Here is a 16,440-nt window from a genome sequence, read left to right as displayed (position 1 = left end):
GTAGTTCACGGGCGTGGTGGTCCGGTCACCGTCCGTGCCGGACGTGTCCGGATAGTGGGCAGTCTCTCCCTGTGAGCGGAGAGGCTGCCCAGACTGTGGGCGTTTTTGCCCATCTCACGCATTGGACGAGCCGCGCCCATGCCCAGCACCACCGTCACACCCCCACAAACGTCGGACGCCTCCGGGACCCTGTCCCACGGTCTCAAGCAGCGCCACCTGTCGATGATCGCCCTGGGCGGTGTCATCGGCGCGGGTCTGTTCGTCGGATCCGGCGCGGGCATCGCCGCCGCCGGTCCGTCCATCGTCGTCGCGTACGCCCTCTCCGGTCTCCTTGTGATGCTGGTGATGCGGATGCTGGGTGAGATGTCGGCGGCGTATCCGTCGTCGGGTTCGTTCTCCGCGCACGCGGAGCGGGCCATCGGCCCCTGGGCGGGCTTCACCGCCGGGTGGTCCTTCTGGATCCTGCTCTGCACGGCCGTGGGCCTGGAGGGCATCGGCGCGGCGAAGATCGTGACGGGCTGGCTGCCGGGGACGCCGGAGTGGGCGTGGGTCGCCCTCTTCATGGTCGTCTTCTGCGCGACGAACCTGGCCGCGGTGAAGAACTTCGGCGAGTTCGAGTTCTGGTTCGCGGCGCTGAAGGTGGGTGCGATCGGCCTGTTCCTGGTGCTGGGCGTGCTGGCGATCGCCGGGGTCCTGCCGGGTACGGAGTCCCCCGGCACGTCGCACCTCACCGACTTCCTCCCCAACGGCAGCGAGGGGCTCGTCATCGGCGTCCTCGCCTCCGTCTTCGCGTACGGCGGTCTGGAGACGGTCACCATCGCGGCGGCGGAGTCGGAGAACCCGGTGAAGGGGGTCGCGGTCGCGGTCCGTACCGCGATGTGGCGCATCGCGCTCTTCTACATCGGCTCGATGGCGGTCATCGTGACCCTGGTCCCGTGGGACTCGGCGGCGGTCATGGAGAAGGGCCCGTACGTCGCCGCCCTGGACTCCCTCGGCATCCCCGGCGCGGGTCAGCTGATGAACGTGGTCGTGCTGGTGGCGCTGCTGAGCGCGATGAACGCCAACATCTACGGCTCCTCGCGCATCGCCTACTCCCTCGTCGCCCGGGGCCAGGGCCCCAAGGCGCTGGGCCGTGTGTCGGGCGGGGTGCCGCGGATCGCCGTCCTGGCCTCGTCGGTCTTCGGGTTCGTGTGCGTGGTGCTGAGCTACTGGCGCCCGGACGACGTCTTCTCGTGGCTGCTCAACATGATCGGCGGGGTGATCCTGGTGGTCTGGGGCTTCATCGCCGTCTCGCAGCTGCGGCTGCGGGGGCGGCTGGAGCGCGAGGCGCCGGAGAAGCCGGCCGTGCGGATGTGGGCGTTCCCGGTGCTGACGTGGGTGGCGATCGCGGGGATGGTGGGGATCTTCGGGCTGATGGCCTGGGAGCCTGACACCCGGGTGCAGCTGTACTTCACGGGCGGGATGACGGTGGTGCTGGCGGGCGTGGGGTACGCGTGGCAGCGAGCGCGGGCGGCCAGGGGCTGATCAGGCTTCGGCCTGCCAGACGGCAAGCAGTTCACGTACTTCCACGGTGAACGGGTGCTCGGTGCCGAGCACCCGTTCGCGGCGTTCGACGACTTCCTCGAGCAGGGGCAGGGCTTCGTCACCCCTTCCCAGGTCGTGGACGATGTCGGCGGTGAGATAGAGGGCCGTCAACGTGAGGGGGTGGTCGCGGCCTTGGAGACGGGTCCGGTCGGCCAGCACCTGCCGGGCCACGGGCTCCGCTTCCTCGTGCCGGCCCAGGTGGTGCAGGCCCATGGCATAGGCGTGAAACGCCGCCAAGGCCGTGAGATGGTCCGACGGCAGCGCGCCCTCGCACGCCGCGATGATCGCTCGGCTCTCGGCGTCGAACTCCCGCTCATCGCCCAGCTGGCACAGCACCTCGATCAGACAGGCCCCGGTGAGCAGGGTTTCGTGAGACTCCGCCCCCAGCACCCGGCGCTGCCCTTCAAGAGCCCGGCGGAGCAGGCGTTCGGCCTCCTCGTCCCGGTCGAGCAGATCGAGCGGCTGGTGCAGCCCGACACAACTGCGCAGCGTGTCCGGGTGATCGGGCCCCAGGATGAGTTCGCGGCGGCCCAGGACACGCCGGTGCAGTGCCTCGGACTCCGCGTAACGCCCCATCCGGAACAGTGCCCCGGCCTCGATGTCCCGTGCCTCCAGAGCCACCGGGTGCCGCACGCCCAGGAGTGCTTCGACCCGGCCGGCGACCGCCGGTGCGAGTTCCATGGCGCCCGAGTAGTCACCTGACTCGAACACCTGCTGGGCGACGCGCGTCGCGAGCCGTGCCGCCTGTTCACCGGGGGCTGCCAGGAGCAGCGCCGAAGCGTGAGGTGCCAGAAGTGCGAGGCGGCCGCGCGCCTCGGGCGACTCGGCGCCCCGCTCCGGCAGTGCGGCGGCCAGCAGATGGGCCGCGGCCTCCGTGAGCACCGGTCGCTGTCCGGCGGGCACCCCGGCCGCCACACTGTCCAGCAGCACGCCGTGGGCCCGTACGCACCGCGTCCCGTCCGTCTCGACCAGCTCGGCCAGCGAGTGATCGAGCAGGCCCCGCAGGGCGGGCTCCAACTTCCCTGCCGCCAGCGGAGGTTGGAGTCCGTCGACCGTGACCTCGCCGCGAGCCAGCGGGGCCAGAACAGCGAGCGGCACCGGGTCCGCCGCCAGCAGCGACAGCAGGCGCAGCAGTGTCGTCGCCTCCGGCAGTCCCTGTCCGGCCAGCGCGTCCAGCGACAACTGCCAGGTCCGGCTCACGAGATGACGCGACTGGCTGCCCCCGTAGCCACTGGCGCCCCGGTCGACGATCGCCGTCGACTCCTCGCCGAGCTTGCGGTCGTATTCGTCCATCGTCCACGACTCCAGGAGCTGGTGGGCGAGGTGAGATCCCGCGAGGGTGAGTGCGAGTGGCAGTCTGCCGAGGCGGGCGGCCACCTTGCGCGCCGAGTCCAGGTCCCCGGCGTCCGGCGCCAGGTCGCACAAGACCTGGGCGGCCTCCTCCAGCGGCAGCACGCCGAGCGCGTGCCGCGCCACTCCCGGCGTCTGCCACAGCGGGGACGTGGCGTGCCGCGTGGTGACCAGGACCGTGCCCCGCGGGCTGGTGCGCAACCAGGCGCCGTCCGCCAGGACCGAGGGGTCGTCGGCGTTGTCGAGCACCAGAAGCCAGGGCTCGGCGGAGTGGTCGAGGTGGTGCCAGACCAGGTCGGCGGCGGCGCGCCGGCCCGCCGCCGCGGCGGCCAGCTCTCCGGGTTCCGCGCCACGGTCCCCTGCCACCGCCAGCATCCCCGCCCGCAACGACATCCGCTCGGACGCGTTCACCCAGAAGCCGACCCGCCCGTGTGCCCGTACCGCCTCGGTGAACAGCCAGTGCGCCAGCGCGGTCTTGCCGCAGCCGCCCATCCCGTGCACGACATGGGCCGTACCGCCGGGCCCGGCCAGGACCGCGCTCAGCACCCCGCGCAGTTGCTCGCGGTTGCGCAGGATGCCCGGCGGGCGGCCGACCAGCGGTACGCGTACGGTGTCCGGGCCGGTCGGGGCCGCCGGCCGCACTTCCGGGCCGGTCTCGAAGAGCGGGGCCGCGCCCGCGTCGTAATGGTGATGGTGTTCCTGGATGTACTGATCACCGGACGTCTGGAAGATCCGCCCCTGCCCCGACGCCCGGGCCCCGAGTTCGTTCATCGCTCGGTGATGTGCTGATCGCGGCCGGCCTGGTAGACCCGGCCGCTCCCGGAGACCTCGGCGCGCAGCCGGACCTCCGCCGAAGGGCGCTCCTCCGGGAGCCGTGGCTCCAACTCGGCCAGGATGCGCCGCAGTTCGTCGGCGACCTCGGGACGCGCGACCAGCAGCCGCCGCACCCTCGCCTGCCACTCCGCGGTCAGTTCGGCCTCGGTGTCGGTGTCGCCCGACCGCTGGGCGAGCAGTAGGTCCTCGCGGGCGGCCTCCAGTTCGCCGCCGACGGCTTCCGCGCGTTCGGGCTGGAAGCGCTGCCAGAGGGAGACCAGGCCCTCCCGGGCCGACTCCCAGGCCTGGCCGGCCATCAGCGTCACCATCGTCGTACCGGCCGTTCTGGCGAGTTCGGCGATCTCGGGCCCCATGGCCATCCACCCCCCTTGCTACGGCAACCGATAGTAGATCGCCTTCCGGGCGCCGCGCATGGCCGTTCCGCGCGCCCGCGCATCCCCTCCACCTCTCTTGCTGCTAGCGTGTAGTTGCAAGTAAGTTGCAATAAGGTTCGGAGGGGACCCCGCCATGCCCGTGTACACGCTTCCTGAACTGCCCTACGACTACTCCGCACTCGCCCCCGTGATCAGCCCCGAGATCATCGAGCTGCACCACGACAAGCACCACGCGGCCTATGTGAAGGGTGCGAACGACGCGCTGGAGCAGTTGGCGGAGGCTCGGGACAAGGAGACGTGGGGGGCGGTCAACGGGCTGGAGAAGAACCTGGCGTTCCATCTGTCCGGGCACATCCTGCACTCCATCTACTGGCACAACATGACCGGTGACGGGGGTGGTGAGCCGCTGGGCGTCGACGGTGTCGGTGAGCTCGCGGACGCCATCACCGAGTCCTTCGGGTCCTTCGCCGGCTTCAAGGCCCAGCTGACCAAGGCGGCGGCCACGACACAGGGCTCGGGGTGGGGGGTGCTCGCGTACGAGCCGCTCAGTGGGCTGCTGATCGTCGAGCAGGTCTACGACCACCAGGGGAACGTGGGGCAGGGGTCCACGCCGATCCTCGTCTTCGACGCCTGGGAGCACGCCTTCTATCTGCAGTACAGGAACCAGAAGGTCGACTTCATCGAGGCGATGTGGGCCGTCGTCAACTGGCAGGACGTGGCCCGGCGTTACGAGGCCGCCAAGTCCCGGGCGGACGTGCTGCTGCTGGCGCCGTGAGGCGCGGGTGAGTCGTCCTGCCTCGTGATCGTCTTCTCACCCTTCACGCGGGCAGGCGGAAGAACGGAAGCCCCCGCGAGGACGTGACTCGCGGGGGCTTCCTGGTGCACGGCACAGCACGGCAAGGCACGGCACGTCAGGGCTTGCGCCCCACACCGCCGTGCTGGCCGATCGGCTCCGGCTGGGATCCGGCGGCGTCCGGGCGCCACAGGGGGACGGAGACGACCCCGGGCTCCACCAGCTCCAGCCCCTCGAAGTACGCCTCGATCTGGTCGACCGGGCGCAGGAAGTACGGGACGGCGCCGGTCTCGTTGTAGGCGTCCTGGGCCTGCTCGTAGTCCGGATCGGTGCCCCGGGACCCTTCGTTGAGGGAGAGATAGCTGCCGGAGGGGAGCCCGGCGAGGAGACGGGTCACCAGGTCGCGGGCCTGGTCGTAGTCGGCGACGTGGCCGAGGATGCCGCTGAGGATCAGACCGGTGGGCCGCGTGAGGTCGAGGGTCTTGCCCGCCGCCTCCAGGATGCGATCGGGGTCGTAGAGGTTCAGGTCCTCGTACGCCGTCGCGCCCTCCGGTGTCGAGGTGAGCAGGGCGCGGGCGTGGGCGAGGACGAGCGGGTCGTTGTCGACGTAGACGATCTTCGCCTCGGGGGCGCTGCGCTGGGCGACCTCGTGGGTGTTGTCGACGGTGGGCAGGCCGGTGCCGACGTCCAGGAACTGGCGCAGACCCGCATCCTCCACCAGGTACCGGATGGTACGCCCGAGGAAGGCCCGGCTGCTGCGGGCGATGGTCACGATGCCGGGGAAGACGGCGGTGTAGGCATCACCGGCCGCCTCGTCCACCGGGTAGTTGTCCTTGCCGCCCAGCCAGTAGTTCCAGATGCGGGCCGAGTGGGGTACCGAGGTGTCGATCTCCGTCATGGGCCCATGGTGCTACGACTCGTCCGGTTCGCAGGGCACATTGAGGGAGAGAAGTGCGGCGGAATCGTCGCTGGTCACACGGAGTTCGGTGACTGCCGCGTTGCGTAGCCGCGGGAAGGTGCGGCGGTAGTCCCGCAGCGGGATGTGCAGCAGTCTGCACAGCACCAGCCGGAACAGGGTGTTGTGGGCCACGACCAGGACGCGCCGGCCGGGGTGGGCGGCCGCGATCCGGTGCAGGGCCGCGGCTCCCCGGGCGGCGGCCTCGGCCGGGTCCTCGGCGCCGGGGAAGGGGCAGGCCACCGGGTCCGCGCGGAACGCCTCCGCCGCCTCGGGGTCCTCCTTCGCGAACTCCGCGAGGGTACGGCCCTCCACCACACCGAAGTCGCATTCACGCAGGTCGGGTTCGCGGTACGGGGTGAGGCCGAGGGCCTCGCAGGCGGGCTGGGCCGTGAGGACGGCACGGGAGACCGGGGACGTCCAGATCGCGTCGACGGGGTGGGCGGCCGCCCAGCGGCCCAGCGCCCGCGCCTGGGCGCGGCCGGTGTCGGTGAGGGCGACATCGCTGACACCGGCGTAACGGTTCTCGGCGTGCCAGACGGTCTGGCCGTGGCGGGCGAGCAGGAGGGTCGTGGTCATGAGTCGGCAGTGTCCAAGGTCAGACGGCTGTGTGCGTGCGCCGCGACGGGCGGCGGCAGCCAGCCGCGGGTCGTGAGCTCGTCCACCAGGCGGGCGTACGGCTCGGCGAACGCCCGCGTGCGGCCGGGGCGGGGTTCGACGACGGTACGGACCCGGACCATGCGCCCGGCGATGTCCGGCAGCGCCTCGCCGGTCACCCCATGGGCGGCCAACGCGGCCATTCCGAGGGCCGGTTCGGTCTGTTCCGGCACCCGGGCCGGGCGGCCGAGGACGTCGGCGCGGAGCTGGTTCCAGTACGGGCTGCGCGCGCCGCCGCCGGTGAAGGTGAGGGGGCCGTCGAGGGGGGCGCCGAGGTGGTGGAGGTAGTCCAGGCAGAGGCGTTCGGCGAAGGCGACGCCCTGGAGGAGCGCGGCCCAGAGGTCGGCCTCGCCCTCGGGTTCGCCGAGGAGCAGGGCGGTGGCGCCGGGAGCGAGGAACGGGAACCGTTCGCCGGGCGAGACGAGGGGGTACGCGATCGCGCCGGACGGTTCGTGCGCCGCCGCCCGTTCGTCCATCGCCGCCGGATCGGCTCCCGCGAAGGCCGCCGTGAGCACCCCCGCGCCCACGCTGGAGGCGCCGCCGGGCAGCCAGCTCCCGTCCGGCGCCCGGTGGTTGTAGACCACTCCCGTGGGGTCGTGCACCGGGACGGGGGACGCGCCCTTGAGGACGAGCGTGGTGCCGAGCACCGAGTTCCAGGAGCCCGCGCGCAGGGCGCCGGACGCGATCTGGGCCGCGCAGCCGTCGGTCATCCCGGCGATCACGGGGGTGCCGGCGGGGACACCGGTGGCCTCGGCGGCGGCCGCACAGACCTCACCGAGGCGGGTGCCGGGGCGTACGACATCGGGCAGCACCGCCGGAGGGACACCGGGACCGTCCGGCCATGCCTCAGCCTCCGCGTCGTACGCCGTCTTGAGGGCGTGACTGGAGTCGGTGGGGACGGGGTGGCCGACGAGCCGGGCGGTGATGACGTCGGGCTGGTGAGCGAGGCGGAGGTCGCGGCCGGGGGAACGGCCACCGGCGTCCGGGGCACGTGGCGGTTCCGCAGGCCCGGGCGAGCCGCCGTCGGACGCGGCCGAAGGCCTTCCTGGTGTACGCCCTGCCGACGCCGCCTCTTCGTCGCCGGGCGCCCGGTCGGCATCCGCCGCGCTCCGGCGGCGCTTGGTGTCCCGCCCCCCGCCGTGCTCCCGCAGCAGCCACGCCGCCTTCGGCAGCCCCCAGGTGTTCTGCACCGCGAGTCCCGCCGCCCGCAGGCGCTCCGCCTCGGCCCAGGCCCGTCCGTCGTCGTACATCAGGGCGGGGCTCACGGGCCGGCCGTCGGGGTCCGTCAGCAGTACGGTGCCGGAGGTGCCGCACACCGCGAGGCCGCCGATGTGCGGGGACCCGTCACCGACGGCCGCCCTGGAGGCCGTGCACACCGCCGTCCACCACTGCCCGGGGTCCTGTTCGTGCCGTGGTCCCTCGCGGCGCCCGGACAGTGGGGCCGTACCGCTGCCCAGGACGCGGCCGTCAGCGGAGACCACCAGCGCCCGGACGCTCTGTGTACCGAGGTCGATCCCGAGCCACGCCTCCTGCGCCATCCCGGCCTCCCGCACATCAAGAACCGTGAACTTCTCACTCTGCACTGAGATTTACCCGTGTGCGAGGGATTGACGACCATCTTCCGCCGTTACACCCTCGGTTATCGGGCCGACGCGACGCGTCAACCGGGTGTCCCGCGCATCGCCGACGCGCAGCACCCCCTGCACCACCGGACCCAGCCCCACCCGGGGGTGCTCTTCGACGCCGACACGGCGGATCGGGGGACGATGAGCGCCAGCAGCAGCACACGGCAGGGTCCCCACGCACAGCAGGGCCCCGCAGCCCGCCAGGCCGCCATGGCCGAGCGGGTCCTGGCCGACGGCTCGGCGACCGCGGCGGAGCTCGCCGAGCGGTTCGGGGTGAGCCTGATGACGATCCACCGGGACCTGGACGAGCTGGAGCGGCAGGGAGTCGTCCGCAAGTTCAGGGGCGGGGTGACCGCCCAGCCGTCCGGGGTCTTCGAGTCGAATGTGCAGTACCGGCTGAAGACCATGCGGGCTCAGAAGGCGGCCGTCGCCGAGCGCGCGCTCCGGATGATCGAGCCCGGCATGGCCATCATGCTGGACGACTCCACCTCCACCCTGGAGATGGCCCGCAAACTCCGCCTCGGCGAGATCACCCCGCTCACGGTCGTCACCAACTTCCTGGAGGCGATCAACCTCCTCTCCGACCAGCGCGGCATCCATCTGATGGCCCTGGGCGGCGACTACGACCCCCTGCACTCCTCCTTCCTCGGCGTCTCCTGCGTCGAGGCGGTCCAGTCCCTGCGGGTGGACGTCTGCTTCGCGTCCACGTCGGCCGTGCACGGGGGTTACGCGTACCACCAGGAGCAGCACATCGTGTCCGTGAAGCGGGCGATGCTCGACGCGGCCGCCCGCAACGTGCTGCTGATCGACCACACCAAGCTCGCCCGGACCGCCCTGCACCGGGTCGTCCCGCTCTCCCGCTTCGACCTGGTCCTGGTCGACGACGGGGCAGGTGCGGACGCGCTGCGGGACCTGGACGAGCACAAGGTCCGTTACGAGGTCTGCACCACGAGGGGCGGCGAGGAACCGGCCGGAACCACGTGATCTGCGGGCCCGCGTGAACTCAGGCGCAGCCACGCCGAGACGGGAGAGGAAGACACCCTGCGATGAGCGAGATCCTGCGGATCACGGCGGCGGGCGACCACTTCGTCCTGCCGGACCTGATCACCCGGGCGGTGGCCGCCGAGGTCGGCGAACAGCCCCTGGAAGTGAACGAGTTGACGCTCGGCTGGCCGCTGGAGCCGTTCGGCCCGGTGGCGGAGGTGACGGAGGCGAGCGATGCCGAGGAAGCGCTGATCGAGGCGCTGTCCGGTGCGGAGGTGCTGGTCACCCAGATGGGCCCGGTCACCGAACGAGTCCTGGACGCCGCTTCGGACCTGCGCCTGGTCGTCGTCTGCCGGGGCGGCCCGGTGAACGTCAACCTCGATGCCGCCAAGTCCCATGACGTCCGGGTCTGTTTCACCCCCGGCCGCAACGCCGCCGCCACCGCCGAGTTCACCGTCGGACTGATGCTGGCGGCCCTGCGCCGCATCCCCCAGTCCCATGACCTCCTCGCCGGGCAAGGGAGTTGGGCGGGATCGGCGTACTACACCTACGAGAACAGCGGCCTGGAACTGGAGGACCTCCCCGTCGGGCTGGTCGGCTACGGCGCGGTCGGCAGCCGGGTCGCCCGTGTGCTGTGCGCCTTCGGAGCGCAGGTCATGGTGTACGACCCCTACGTCCGCGGCGAGATCCACGGGCTGCGGGTGTCGTCCCTGGACGAACTCCTGCGCAGGTCCGACGTGATCACTCTGCACGCCCGCCTCACGCCCGAGACCCGCGGTCTGATCGGCGCCCGGGAACTGGCCCTGCTGCCGCCCGGCGCGGTCGTCGTCAACGCGGCCCGCGGTCCCCTGCTGGACGAGGAGGCCCTGTGCGATGCCCTGGAGACGGGGCGGCTGTCGGCGGCGGCGCTGGACACCTACGCCACGGAGCCGGTACCGGCGGGCTCCCGCCTCCTCGGGATGGCGGACCGGGTGGTGCTGACCCCGCATCTGGGCGGGGCCTCACGCGCGGTCGCGGAGAAGGCGGCGCGGATCGCGGCGGAGGAAGTGGGCCGCTGGGTGCGCGGGGAAGCCCTGGCGCACTGTCTGACCTGAGCCGCTCTCTGACCTGAGCCACTCCGACCTGAGCCATTCCGATCTGAGGCACGAGGAGGCGCGTCATGTACGTCGGGATCGATGTGGGCACGTCCACCGTGAAGGCCGCCGCCTTCGACGGCACGGGACGTCAACTGGCCGTCGCCGCCCGTCCGGTGGGCCTGGCGCTGCACGGCGGGTTCGTCGAGCAGGACATGGACGAGGTGTACGGGGCGGTCGTCGCCGTCCTCGACGAGGTCACCTCGGGCCTGACCGGGCCCGTCGAGCTGGCCGGGCTCACCGGGCAGGGGGACGGGGTGTGGCTGGTCGACGCGGAGGGGCGGCCGGTGCGGCCGGCGGCGTCCTGGATGGACGGGCGGGCGCACGAGCTGGTCGACCGGTGGCTGGCGGACGGCACGTTCGAGACGGTGTTCCGGCGGACGGGCAGCGCGATGTTCCCCGGGTGTCCGGGGCCGCTGCTCGCCTGGCTGGACAGTCACGACCCGAAGTCCCTGGACGCGGCGTCGGCGGCCGTCTACTGCAAGGACATGGTGTTCCAGCGGCTGACGGGCGCGGCACGGGCGACGACGGACGTGTCGGACGCGTCGATGCCGTTCCTGGACCCGCGGACCCGGACGTACGACAACCGGGTAGTGGAGCTGCTCGGCCTCACGCACCGGCGCGGACTGCTGGCCCCGGTCAGCGACCCGGTCGCGACGGGCGAGGCACGCGGTGAGGGGCTGCCGGCCGGTACGCGGATCGCCGGCGGCCCGTACGACCTCCCCGCCTGCGCACTCGGCGCGGGGGTCACCGTGCCCGGCGACGGGCTGCTGATCGTGGGGACGTGTCTCGCGAGCCTCGTCGCGACCACGGACGTGGACCTGACGGGCGAACCGGCCGGCCTGTACATCTCCACCGACCGCCCGGGGCACTGGCTGCGGGCGATGCCGGCGATGGTCGGCACGGCGGCCCTGGACTGGGTGCTGTCGACGACCGGCGTACGCCATGACGAGGTGGACGCCCTCCTCGCCGACACCCCGCCGGGCGCGAACGGCGTCCGGGTCCTGCCGTACTTCGCGCCCTCGGGCGAGCGGGCCCCCTTCGTCGAGCCCAGGCTGCGCGCCGAACTGACCGGCGTCTCCCTGGAGTCGACGCCCGCCGACCTCGTCCGCGCCACCTGCGAGGGCATCGGCTACGCGGCCCGGCACTGTCTCCAGGCGGCGGGCCTGACCGGAACCCTGGCCGTCTGCGGCGGCGGCACCCGCAGCCCCGCCTGGATGCGGCTGCTCGCCGACGTCCTCGGCCGCCCGCTCAGGGTCGTCGAGGGCGAGGTGGGCGCACGGGGCGCGGTCCTCGCGGCGGCCGAGCGGTTCGGGGTGGCGCTGGACACGGAGGCGTGGACCCGGCCGACGGCGATCGTCGAACCGGACGGGGAGCGGGCGGCGTACTACACCAAGGGCTACGAGGAGCACGTGGACCGACTCTCCCAGGCCCGGGAACGGGCCCGCTGCTGACCCACGACTCACGGCGGCCCCCGGGCCCCTTCACCCGCACGCCGCCGCGGTGCCCGGGCCCGCCCCTCACGACACGGCACCACGACGCCCATGCCCCACGCCCATTCACCGGCCGACGGCCCCGCGCACACACCCACCCTTCACCGCACGGCACCACGACGCCCGCACCCCACGCGCCCAATCACCGGTCGGCGGCGGTCCCGGTGCGCCGCATATCGTGCCACCGCGCCGCCGCCACGCCGGTGGTCTCGGCCGTGTCCGCGCGTGCTGCGGGTTCCCGGAGTCCGGCGTGGGGGGGCGGCCGTTGGTCGTCCGTCGCCGTGGGGCCGCCGGGCGGATCGGGCCGGACAAGGTCTCGGTCGCCGGCTCGTCGCTGCTGGCGGGCGCGCACGTGGTGGGGCTGAAGATGGGACCGTACACCTTCCGCGCGGAGCGCCGGGTCCTGACCGCGGAGTTCCGGCGCGGCAGCGGAGCGAACGATTTCGGTGACCCGTTCGCCGAATACGCGCTGTACTACGGGCTGGGAGTCGACGCTGTGGTCACGGACTGTCCGGACCTGACGGTGATCGCGAGGAGGGGTTGATGGGAACGCGCAAGCTGGCCTGCCCGACCTGTGGGTCCATGGAGGACTTCCGGATTCTCGACGACGCGGAGAAGGCGGCGGTTCGCGAGGACAAGGGCGCGCGCCACCAGGTGGACAACCTGTGGCGCTGCACCGCCGAGGGCTGCCTGTCGTACTACCGCCACCTCAACAAGCACGACGGCGGCCGCCTCCCCGAGAGGTTCCGCGAGGAGAAGACCGCCGAGAAGTGACGCGATTACCGCCCCGGCGGGACGGATTCCGGGCTCACGCCCTGCAAGGCGGCACGCCTACGCTCCCCTCGCCGAGGCGAGGGGGAGGTCCGTATGTCCGACACGATTCACTGCCCGCGATGTCCCAGGGGGAAGCTGCACTCGTTCCGCAGGGTCAACGCCAAGGAGGAGAAGCACATCGCGTCGGTGTACCCGAAGAAGGGGGCTCACGGTTTCTGGCGGTGTGAGGGCCGGACCGGGTCGGGGCAGTGCCTGTGGGTCCAGCCCTACTACAACCAGGCTGACGGCTTCGATCTCCCGCCGTCCTTCAGTTGACCGGCTCGGTCAGAGGTTGCTGAAGTCCGGACCCTTCGTACGCGTGCGCTTGATCTCGTAGAAGCCCGGCACGGAGGCGACCGCGAGGGTGCCGTCCCAGAGGCGGGCCGCCTCCTCGCCCTTGGGGGCCGGGGTGACGACCGGGCCGAAGAAGGCGAGCTGCTCGCCGTCGGCGCCGGGGACCGCGATGACCGGGGTGCCGACGTCCTGGCCGACCTTGTCGATGCCCTCCTTGTGGGAGGCGCGCAGCTCGGCGTCGAACTCGAAGTCCTTCTGGTCGAAGTACTCGATCAGGTCGGCGGGCAGGCCGACGTCCGCCAGGGCGCCCTCGACGGCCTCGCGGGTCGGACCCTGGCCCTCGTTGTGGATACGGGTGCCGAGCGCGGTGTACAGCGGGCCGAGGATGTCGGAGCCGTGCTTCTGCCAGGCCGCGGTGACCACCCGGACCGGCTGCCAGGCCTTGGTCGCCAGCAGCTCGCGGTACTCCTCGGGCAGCTCGTCGACCTTCGGCTCGTTCAATACGGCCAGGCTCATGATGTGCCAGTGCACCTCGATGTTCCGGACCTTCTCCACCTCGAGGACCCAGCGGGAGGTCATCCAGGCCCAGGGGCACAGCGGGTCGAACCAGAAGTCGACGGGCGTCTTCGCGGAGCTGGTCTCGGACATGCGTCTCCTAAGGAAAGTGTTCGATTGAAAGAGAGAACACTTTCCCCGCCCCGCCCCATTCCCCGTTGCCCCGCCTCATTGCCCGTTGCCCCTGTCCCGTCGTCCCCGTCCCCCGGTCCCGTTGCCTGGTCCCGCCCGTCAGGCCCCCATGGCAGGATCGGTGCTGTCCACATACCGAACACCGCCCGAGGGAGTACCGCCCGTGCCCGGTGAGAATCTGTCCCGCGACGAGGCCCGGGAGCGGGCCGCTCTGCTGTCCGTCGACGGGTACGACGTGTCCCTCGACGTACGGTCCGCCGTCGGGGACACCGCGGAGGATCCCCGGACCTTCCGGTCGGTCACCACGATCCGTTTCCGTTGCAACGAGCCCGGCGCCACCAGCTTCGCCGACCTCATCGCGCCGAGTGTGACCTCCGTCTCCCTCAACGGCCGCGACCTCGACCCCAGCGAGGTCTTCGACGGCTCCCGGATCGCCCTGGAGGACCTGGCCGCCGAGAACGAGCTGATCGTCGACGCCCAGTGCGCCTACTCCCGCACCGGCGAGGGCCTGCACCGCTTCGTCGACCCCGAGGACGGCGAGGTCTACCTCTACACGCAGTACGAGCCGGCCGACTCCCGCCGTGTGTTCGCGGGCTTCGAGCAGCCGGACCTCAAGGCCCCGTTCCGCTTCGAGGTCCGCGCCCCGCAGGAGTGGACGGTCTGGAGCAACGGCGTCGGTGAGCGCGCGGACGGCGTCTGGCGCTTCGCGGAGACGAAGCCGATCTCGACGTACATCACCTGCGTGGTCGCGGGCCCGTACCACTACGTGACCGACTCCTACTCCCGCACCCTCGCCGACGGCACGACGCTGGAGATCCCCCTCGGTGCGATGTGCCGCAAGGGTCTCGCCCCGCACTTCGACTCCGACGACGTCTTCCTCGTCACCAAGCAGGGCCTGGACTTCTTCCACGAGCACTTCGACTACCCGTACCCCTTCGGGAAGTACGACCAGGCGTTCGTGCCCGAGTACAACCTCGGCGCGATGGAGAACCCGGGGCTCGTCACCTTCCGCGAGGAGTACATCTTCCGCGGCAAGGTGACCCAGGCGTCCTACGAGGCGCGGGCCAACGTCATCCTGCACGAGATGGCCCACATGTGGTTCGGCGACCTCGTCACCATGGTGTGGTGGGACGACCTGTGGCTGAAGGAGTCCTTCGCCGACTTCATGGGCACCTTCGCAGGCGTCGGCGCGACCCGCTTCGAGGACGCCTGGATCACCTTCGCCAACCGCCGCAAGGCCTGGGCGTACCGCGCCGACCAGCTGCCCTCCACGCACCCGATCACCGCCGACATCCGCGACCTGCAGGACGCCAAGCTCAACTTCGACGGCATCACCTACGCCAAGGGCGCCTCCGTGCTGAAGCAGCTGGTGGCGTACGCCGGTCAGGACGCGTTCCTGGAGGGCGCGCGGCGCTACTTCAAGCGGCACGCGTACGGCAACACGCGCCTCGGCGACCTGCTGTCGGTCCTTGAGGAGACCAGCGGCCGGGACATGGCGGCGTGGTCGCGCTCGTGGCTGCAGACGGCGGGCGTCAACTCCCTCACCCCGCAGGTGCTGCTGAGCTCCGAGGGCCGGATCGCCGAGCTCGCCGTACTGCAGGAGGCGGTGGAGTCCCATCCGGAACTGCGCCCGCACCGGGTGGCGGTGGGCCTGTACCGGAAGGGCGCCGACGGTGCGGTCGAGCGGTACGCGCGCGTGGAGGTGGACGTCGACGGTCCGCGGACGGTCGTGGCGGAGCCGGTGGGCGCCGAGGCGCCGGAGCTGGTGCTGGTCAACGACGACGACCTGACGTACTGCAAGACGCGGTTCGACACGGGGTCCCTGGAGACCCTCAAGGGGCATCTCGGGGACATCACCGACCCCCTCGCCCGTGCCCTGTGCTGGTCGGCGCTGTGGAACATGACGCGGGACGCGCTGCTGCCCGCCCGGGACTTCGTCGGCCTCGTGCTGCGGTTCGCGGGCCGGGAGTCGGACATCGGTGTGCTGCAGATGCTGCACGCGTGGGCCAACTCCTCGCTGGTCCACTACGTGGCCCCCGCCTGGCGTGCGACGGGCGGGCGGCTGCTGACCGAGGGTGCGCTGAAGGAGCTGCGGCAGGCGGCGCCGGGCAGTGAGCACCAGCTGGCGTGGGCGCGGTTCTTCGCGACGGTGGCGTCGGACGAGGCCGATCTCCAGCTGCTCCAGGGCCTGCTGGAGGGCACCGCGAAGATCGACGGTCTGGAGGTGGACCAGGAGCTGCGCTGGGCGTTCCTGGAGCCGCTGGCCGCGCACGGCGTCGCGGACGAGGGTGCCCTGGCCGCCGAACTGGCCCGTGACGACACGGCGTCCGGCAAGCGCCACCAGGTCCGCTGCCTCGCGGCCCGCCCGTCGGAGGCGGTGAAGGCGCAGGCGTGGGCGCAGGTCGTGGAGTCCGACGCGCTGTCGAACGCCCTCGTGGGGGCGACGATCTCGGGCTGGAGCCAGTCCTCGCAGCGGGAGTTGCTGGCGCCGTACGCGGAGAAGTACTTCGCGGCGATCGAGCGGGTGTGGACGGGCCGTTCGATCCAGATCGGCATGGACGTGGTCGGCGGGCTGTTCCCGTCGCTGCAGCAGTCGGAGGCCACGGTGGCGGCGGCGGACGCGTGGCTGGCGGCGCACGAGGACGCGGCACCGGCGCTGCGCCGGCTGGTCCTTGAGGCGCGGGACGATCTGGCGAGGGCGCTGCGGGGCCAGGCGTGCGACGCGAAGGCGGGCTGAGACCGGACTGAACCCTTGATCTCCTGAACCCTTGATCTCTGCCCAGAGCTTGGGCTCTTGGTAGCCGTTACGAAGTTCAGGCAATCAGGGCCGTAACCCCTGGTCCGACCCGTTCGGACCAGGGGTT

At 71.8% G+C, this 16,440-nt stretch carries 14 protein-coding genes and 1 pseudogene; 9 read left to right on the top strand and 6 right to left on the bottom strand.

Annotation, left to right across the window (positions count from 1 at the left end; genetic code table 11):
* Nucleotides 1-138 precede the first annotated feature (138 nt).
* Nucleotides 139-1,524 (top strand): amino acid permease, encoded by a 1,386-nt coding sequence (locus PH203_RS13445; RefSeq protein WP_289920119.1) that lies wholly within the window; start codon nucleotides 139-141, stop codon nucleotides 1,522-1,524.
* On the opposite strand, the gene PH203_RS13440 is transcribed toward PH203_RS13445, so the two are convergent.
* On the bottom strand, nucleotides 1,525-3,705 hold the full coding sequence (locus PH203_RS13440; RefSeq protein WP_289920118.1) for a tetratricopeptide repeat protein: 2,181 nt from the start codon (nucleotides 3,703-3,705) through the stop codon (nucleotides 1,525-1,527).
* The gene (locus tag PH203_RS13435) at nucleotides 3,702-4,121 is read right to left on the bottom strand and encodes a hypothetical protein (RefSeq protein ID WP_289920224.1); all 420 of its coding nucleotides are present in this window, start codon (nucleotides 4,119-4,121) and stop codon (nucleotides 3,702-3,704) included. The genes PH203_RS13440 and PH203_RS13435 overlap by 4 nt, the downstream gene beginning before the upstream one ends.
* A gap of 154 nt (nucleotides 4,122-4,275) precedes the next feature.
* Here PH203_RS13435 and PH203_RS13430 point away from each other — a divergent pair, with 154 nt between their 5' ends.
* Nucleotides 4,276-4,917 (top strand): superoxide dismutase, encoded by a 642-nt coding sequence (locus tag PH203_RS13430; protein WP_289920117.1) that lies wholly within the window; start codon nucleotides 4,276-4,278, stop codon nucleotides 4,915-4,917.
* Nucleotides 4,918-5,053: 136 nt separating this feature from the next.
* Here PH203_RS13430 and PH203_RS13425 read toward each other — a convergent pair whose 3' ends face one another.
* Genes PH203_RS13425 through PH203_RS13415 form a run of 3 tightly spaced genes read right to left on the bottom strand, consistent with a single transcriptional unit; the run spans nucleotide 5,054 to nucleotide 8,085 of the window.
* Complete coding sequence (locus PH203_RS13425) at nucleotides 5,054-5,833, bottom strand: SAM-dependent methyltransferase (protein ID WP_289920116.1); 780 nt, start codon at nucleotides 5,831-5,833, stop codon at nucleotides 5,054-5,056.
* 12 nt (nucleotides 5,834-5,845) lie between these two features.
* Nucleotides 5,846-6,469 (bottom strand): histidine phosphatase family protein, encoded by a 624-nt coding sequence (locus PH203_RS13420; RefSeq protein WP_289920115.1) that lies wholly within the window; start codon nucleotides 6,467-6,469, stop codon nucleotides 5,846-5,848.
* Nucleotides 6,466-8,085: an FGGY-family carbohydrate kinase gene (locus PH203_RS13415; protein WP_289920223.1), complete on the bottom strand. Its 1,620-nt coding sequence runs from the start codon at nucleotides 8,083-8,085 to the stop codon at nucleotides 6,466-6,468. The genes PH203_RS13420 and PH203_RS13415 overlap by 4 nt, the downstream gene beginning before the upstream one ends.
* Nucleotides 8,086-8,313: 228 nt before the next feature.
* On the opposite strand from PH203_RS13415, the gene PH203_RS13410 reads away from it, so the two are divergent.
* The 6 genes and pseudogenes from PH203_RS13410 (at nucleotide 8,314) to PH203_RS13385 (ending at nucleotide 12,871) form a co-directional block, all read left to right on the top strand.
* The gene (locus PH203_RS13410; protein ID WP_289920222.1) at nucleotides 8,314-9,156 is read left to right on the top strand and encodes a DeoR/GlpR family DNA-binding transcription regulator; all 843 of its coding nucleotides are present in this window, start codon (nucleotides 8,314-8,316) and stop codon (nucleotides 9,154-9,156) included.
* Between the two features lie 62 nt (nucleotides 9,157-9,218).
* Nucleotides 9,219-10,250 carry a 2-hydroxyacid dehydrogenase gene (locus tag PH203_RS13405; protein WP_289920114.1) on the top strand — a complete coding sequence of 344 codons (1,032 nt, stop codon included), beginning with the start codon at nucleotides 9,219-9,221 and terminating at the stop codon, nucleotides 10,248-10,250.
* A gap of 65 nt (nucleotides 10,251-10,315) precedes the next feature.
* Nucleotides 10,316-11,743, top strand: coding sequence for an FGGY-family carbohydrate kinase (locus PH203_RS13400; protein WP_289920113.1), 1,428 nt, complete (start codon nucleotides 10,316-10,318; stop codon nucleotides 11,741-11,743).
* Between the two features lie 337 nt (nucleotides 11,744-12,080).
* Nucleotides 12,081-12,326, top strand: a pseudogene (locus PH203_RS13395) (glycerophosphodiester phosphodiesterase); the annotation flags it as partial.
* Nucleotides 12,326-12,556, top strand: a complete 231-nt coding sequence (locus PH203_RS13390) for a hypothetical protein (RefSeq protein ID WP_289920112.1) — start codon at nucleotides 12,326-12,328, stop codon at nucleotides 12,554-12,556. The pseudogene PH203_RS13395 and the gene PH203_RS13390, both read left to right, overlap by 1 nt.
* Nucleotides 12,557-12,649: 93 nt before the next feature.
* Complete coding sequence (locus PH203_RS13385; RefSeq protein WP_289920111.1) at nucleotides 12,650-12,871, top strand: hypothetical protein; 222 nt, start codon at nucleotides 12,650-12,652, stop codon at nucleotides 12,869-12,871.
* Between the two features lie 9 nt (nucleotides 12,872-12,880).
* Here the strand turns inward: PH203_RS13385 and PH203_RS13380 are convergent, their stop codons facing one another.
* A complete protein-coding gene (locus PH203_RS13380) occupies nucleotides 12,881-13,537 on the bottom strand; it encodes a DsbA family protein (RefSeq protein ID WP_289920110.1) in 657 nt (218 codons plus the stop codon).
* 202 nt (nucleotides 13,538-13,739) lie between these two features.
* On the opposite strand from PH203_RS13380, the gene pepN reads away from it, so the two are divergent.
* Nucleotides 13,740-16,313, top strand: a complete 2,574-nt coding sequence (gene pepN / locus PH203_RS13375) for an aminopeptidase N (protein WP_289920109.1) — start codon at nucleotides 13,740-13,742, stop codon at nucleotides 16,311-16,313.
* Nucleotides 16,314-16,440 lie beyond the last annotated feature (127 nt).

This window comes from Streptomyces sp. S.PB5, assembly GCF_030403745.1.
Classification (GTDB): Bacteria; Actinomycetota; Actinomycetes; order Streptomycetales; family Streptomycetaceae; genus Streptomyces.
The sequence above is the reverse complement of the archived record's forward strand: the minus strand, read 5'-3'. Positions and strand labels throughout refer to the sequence as shown.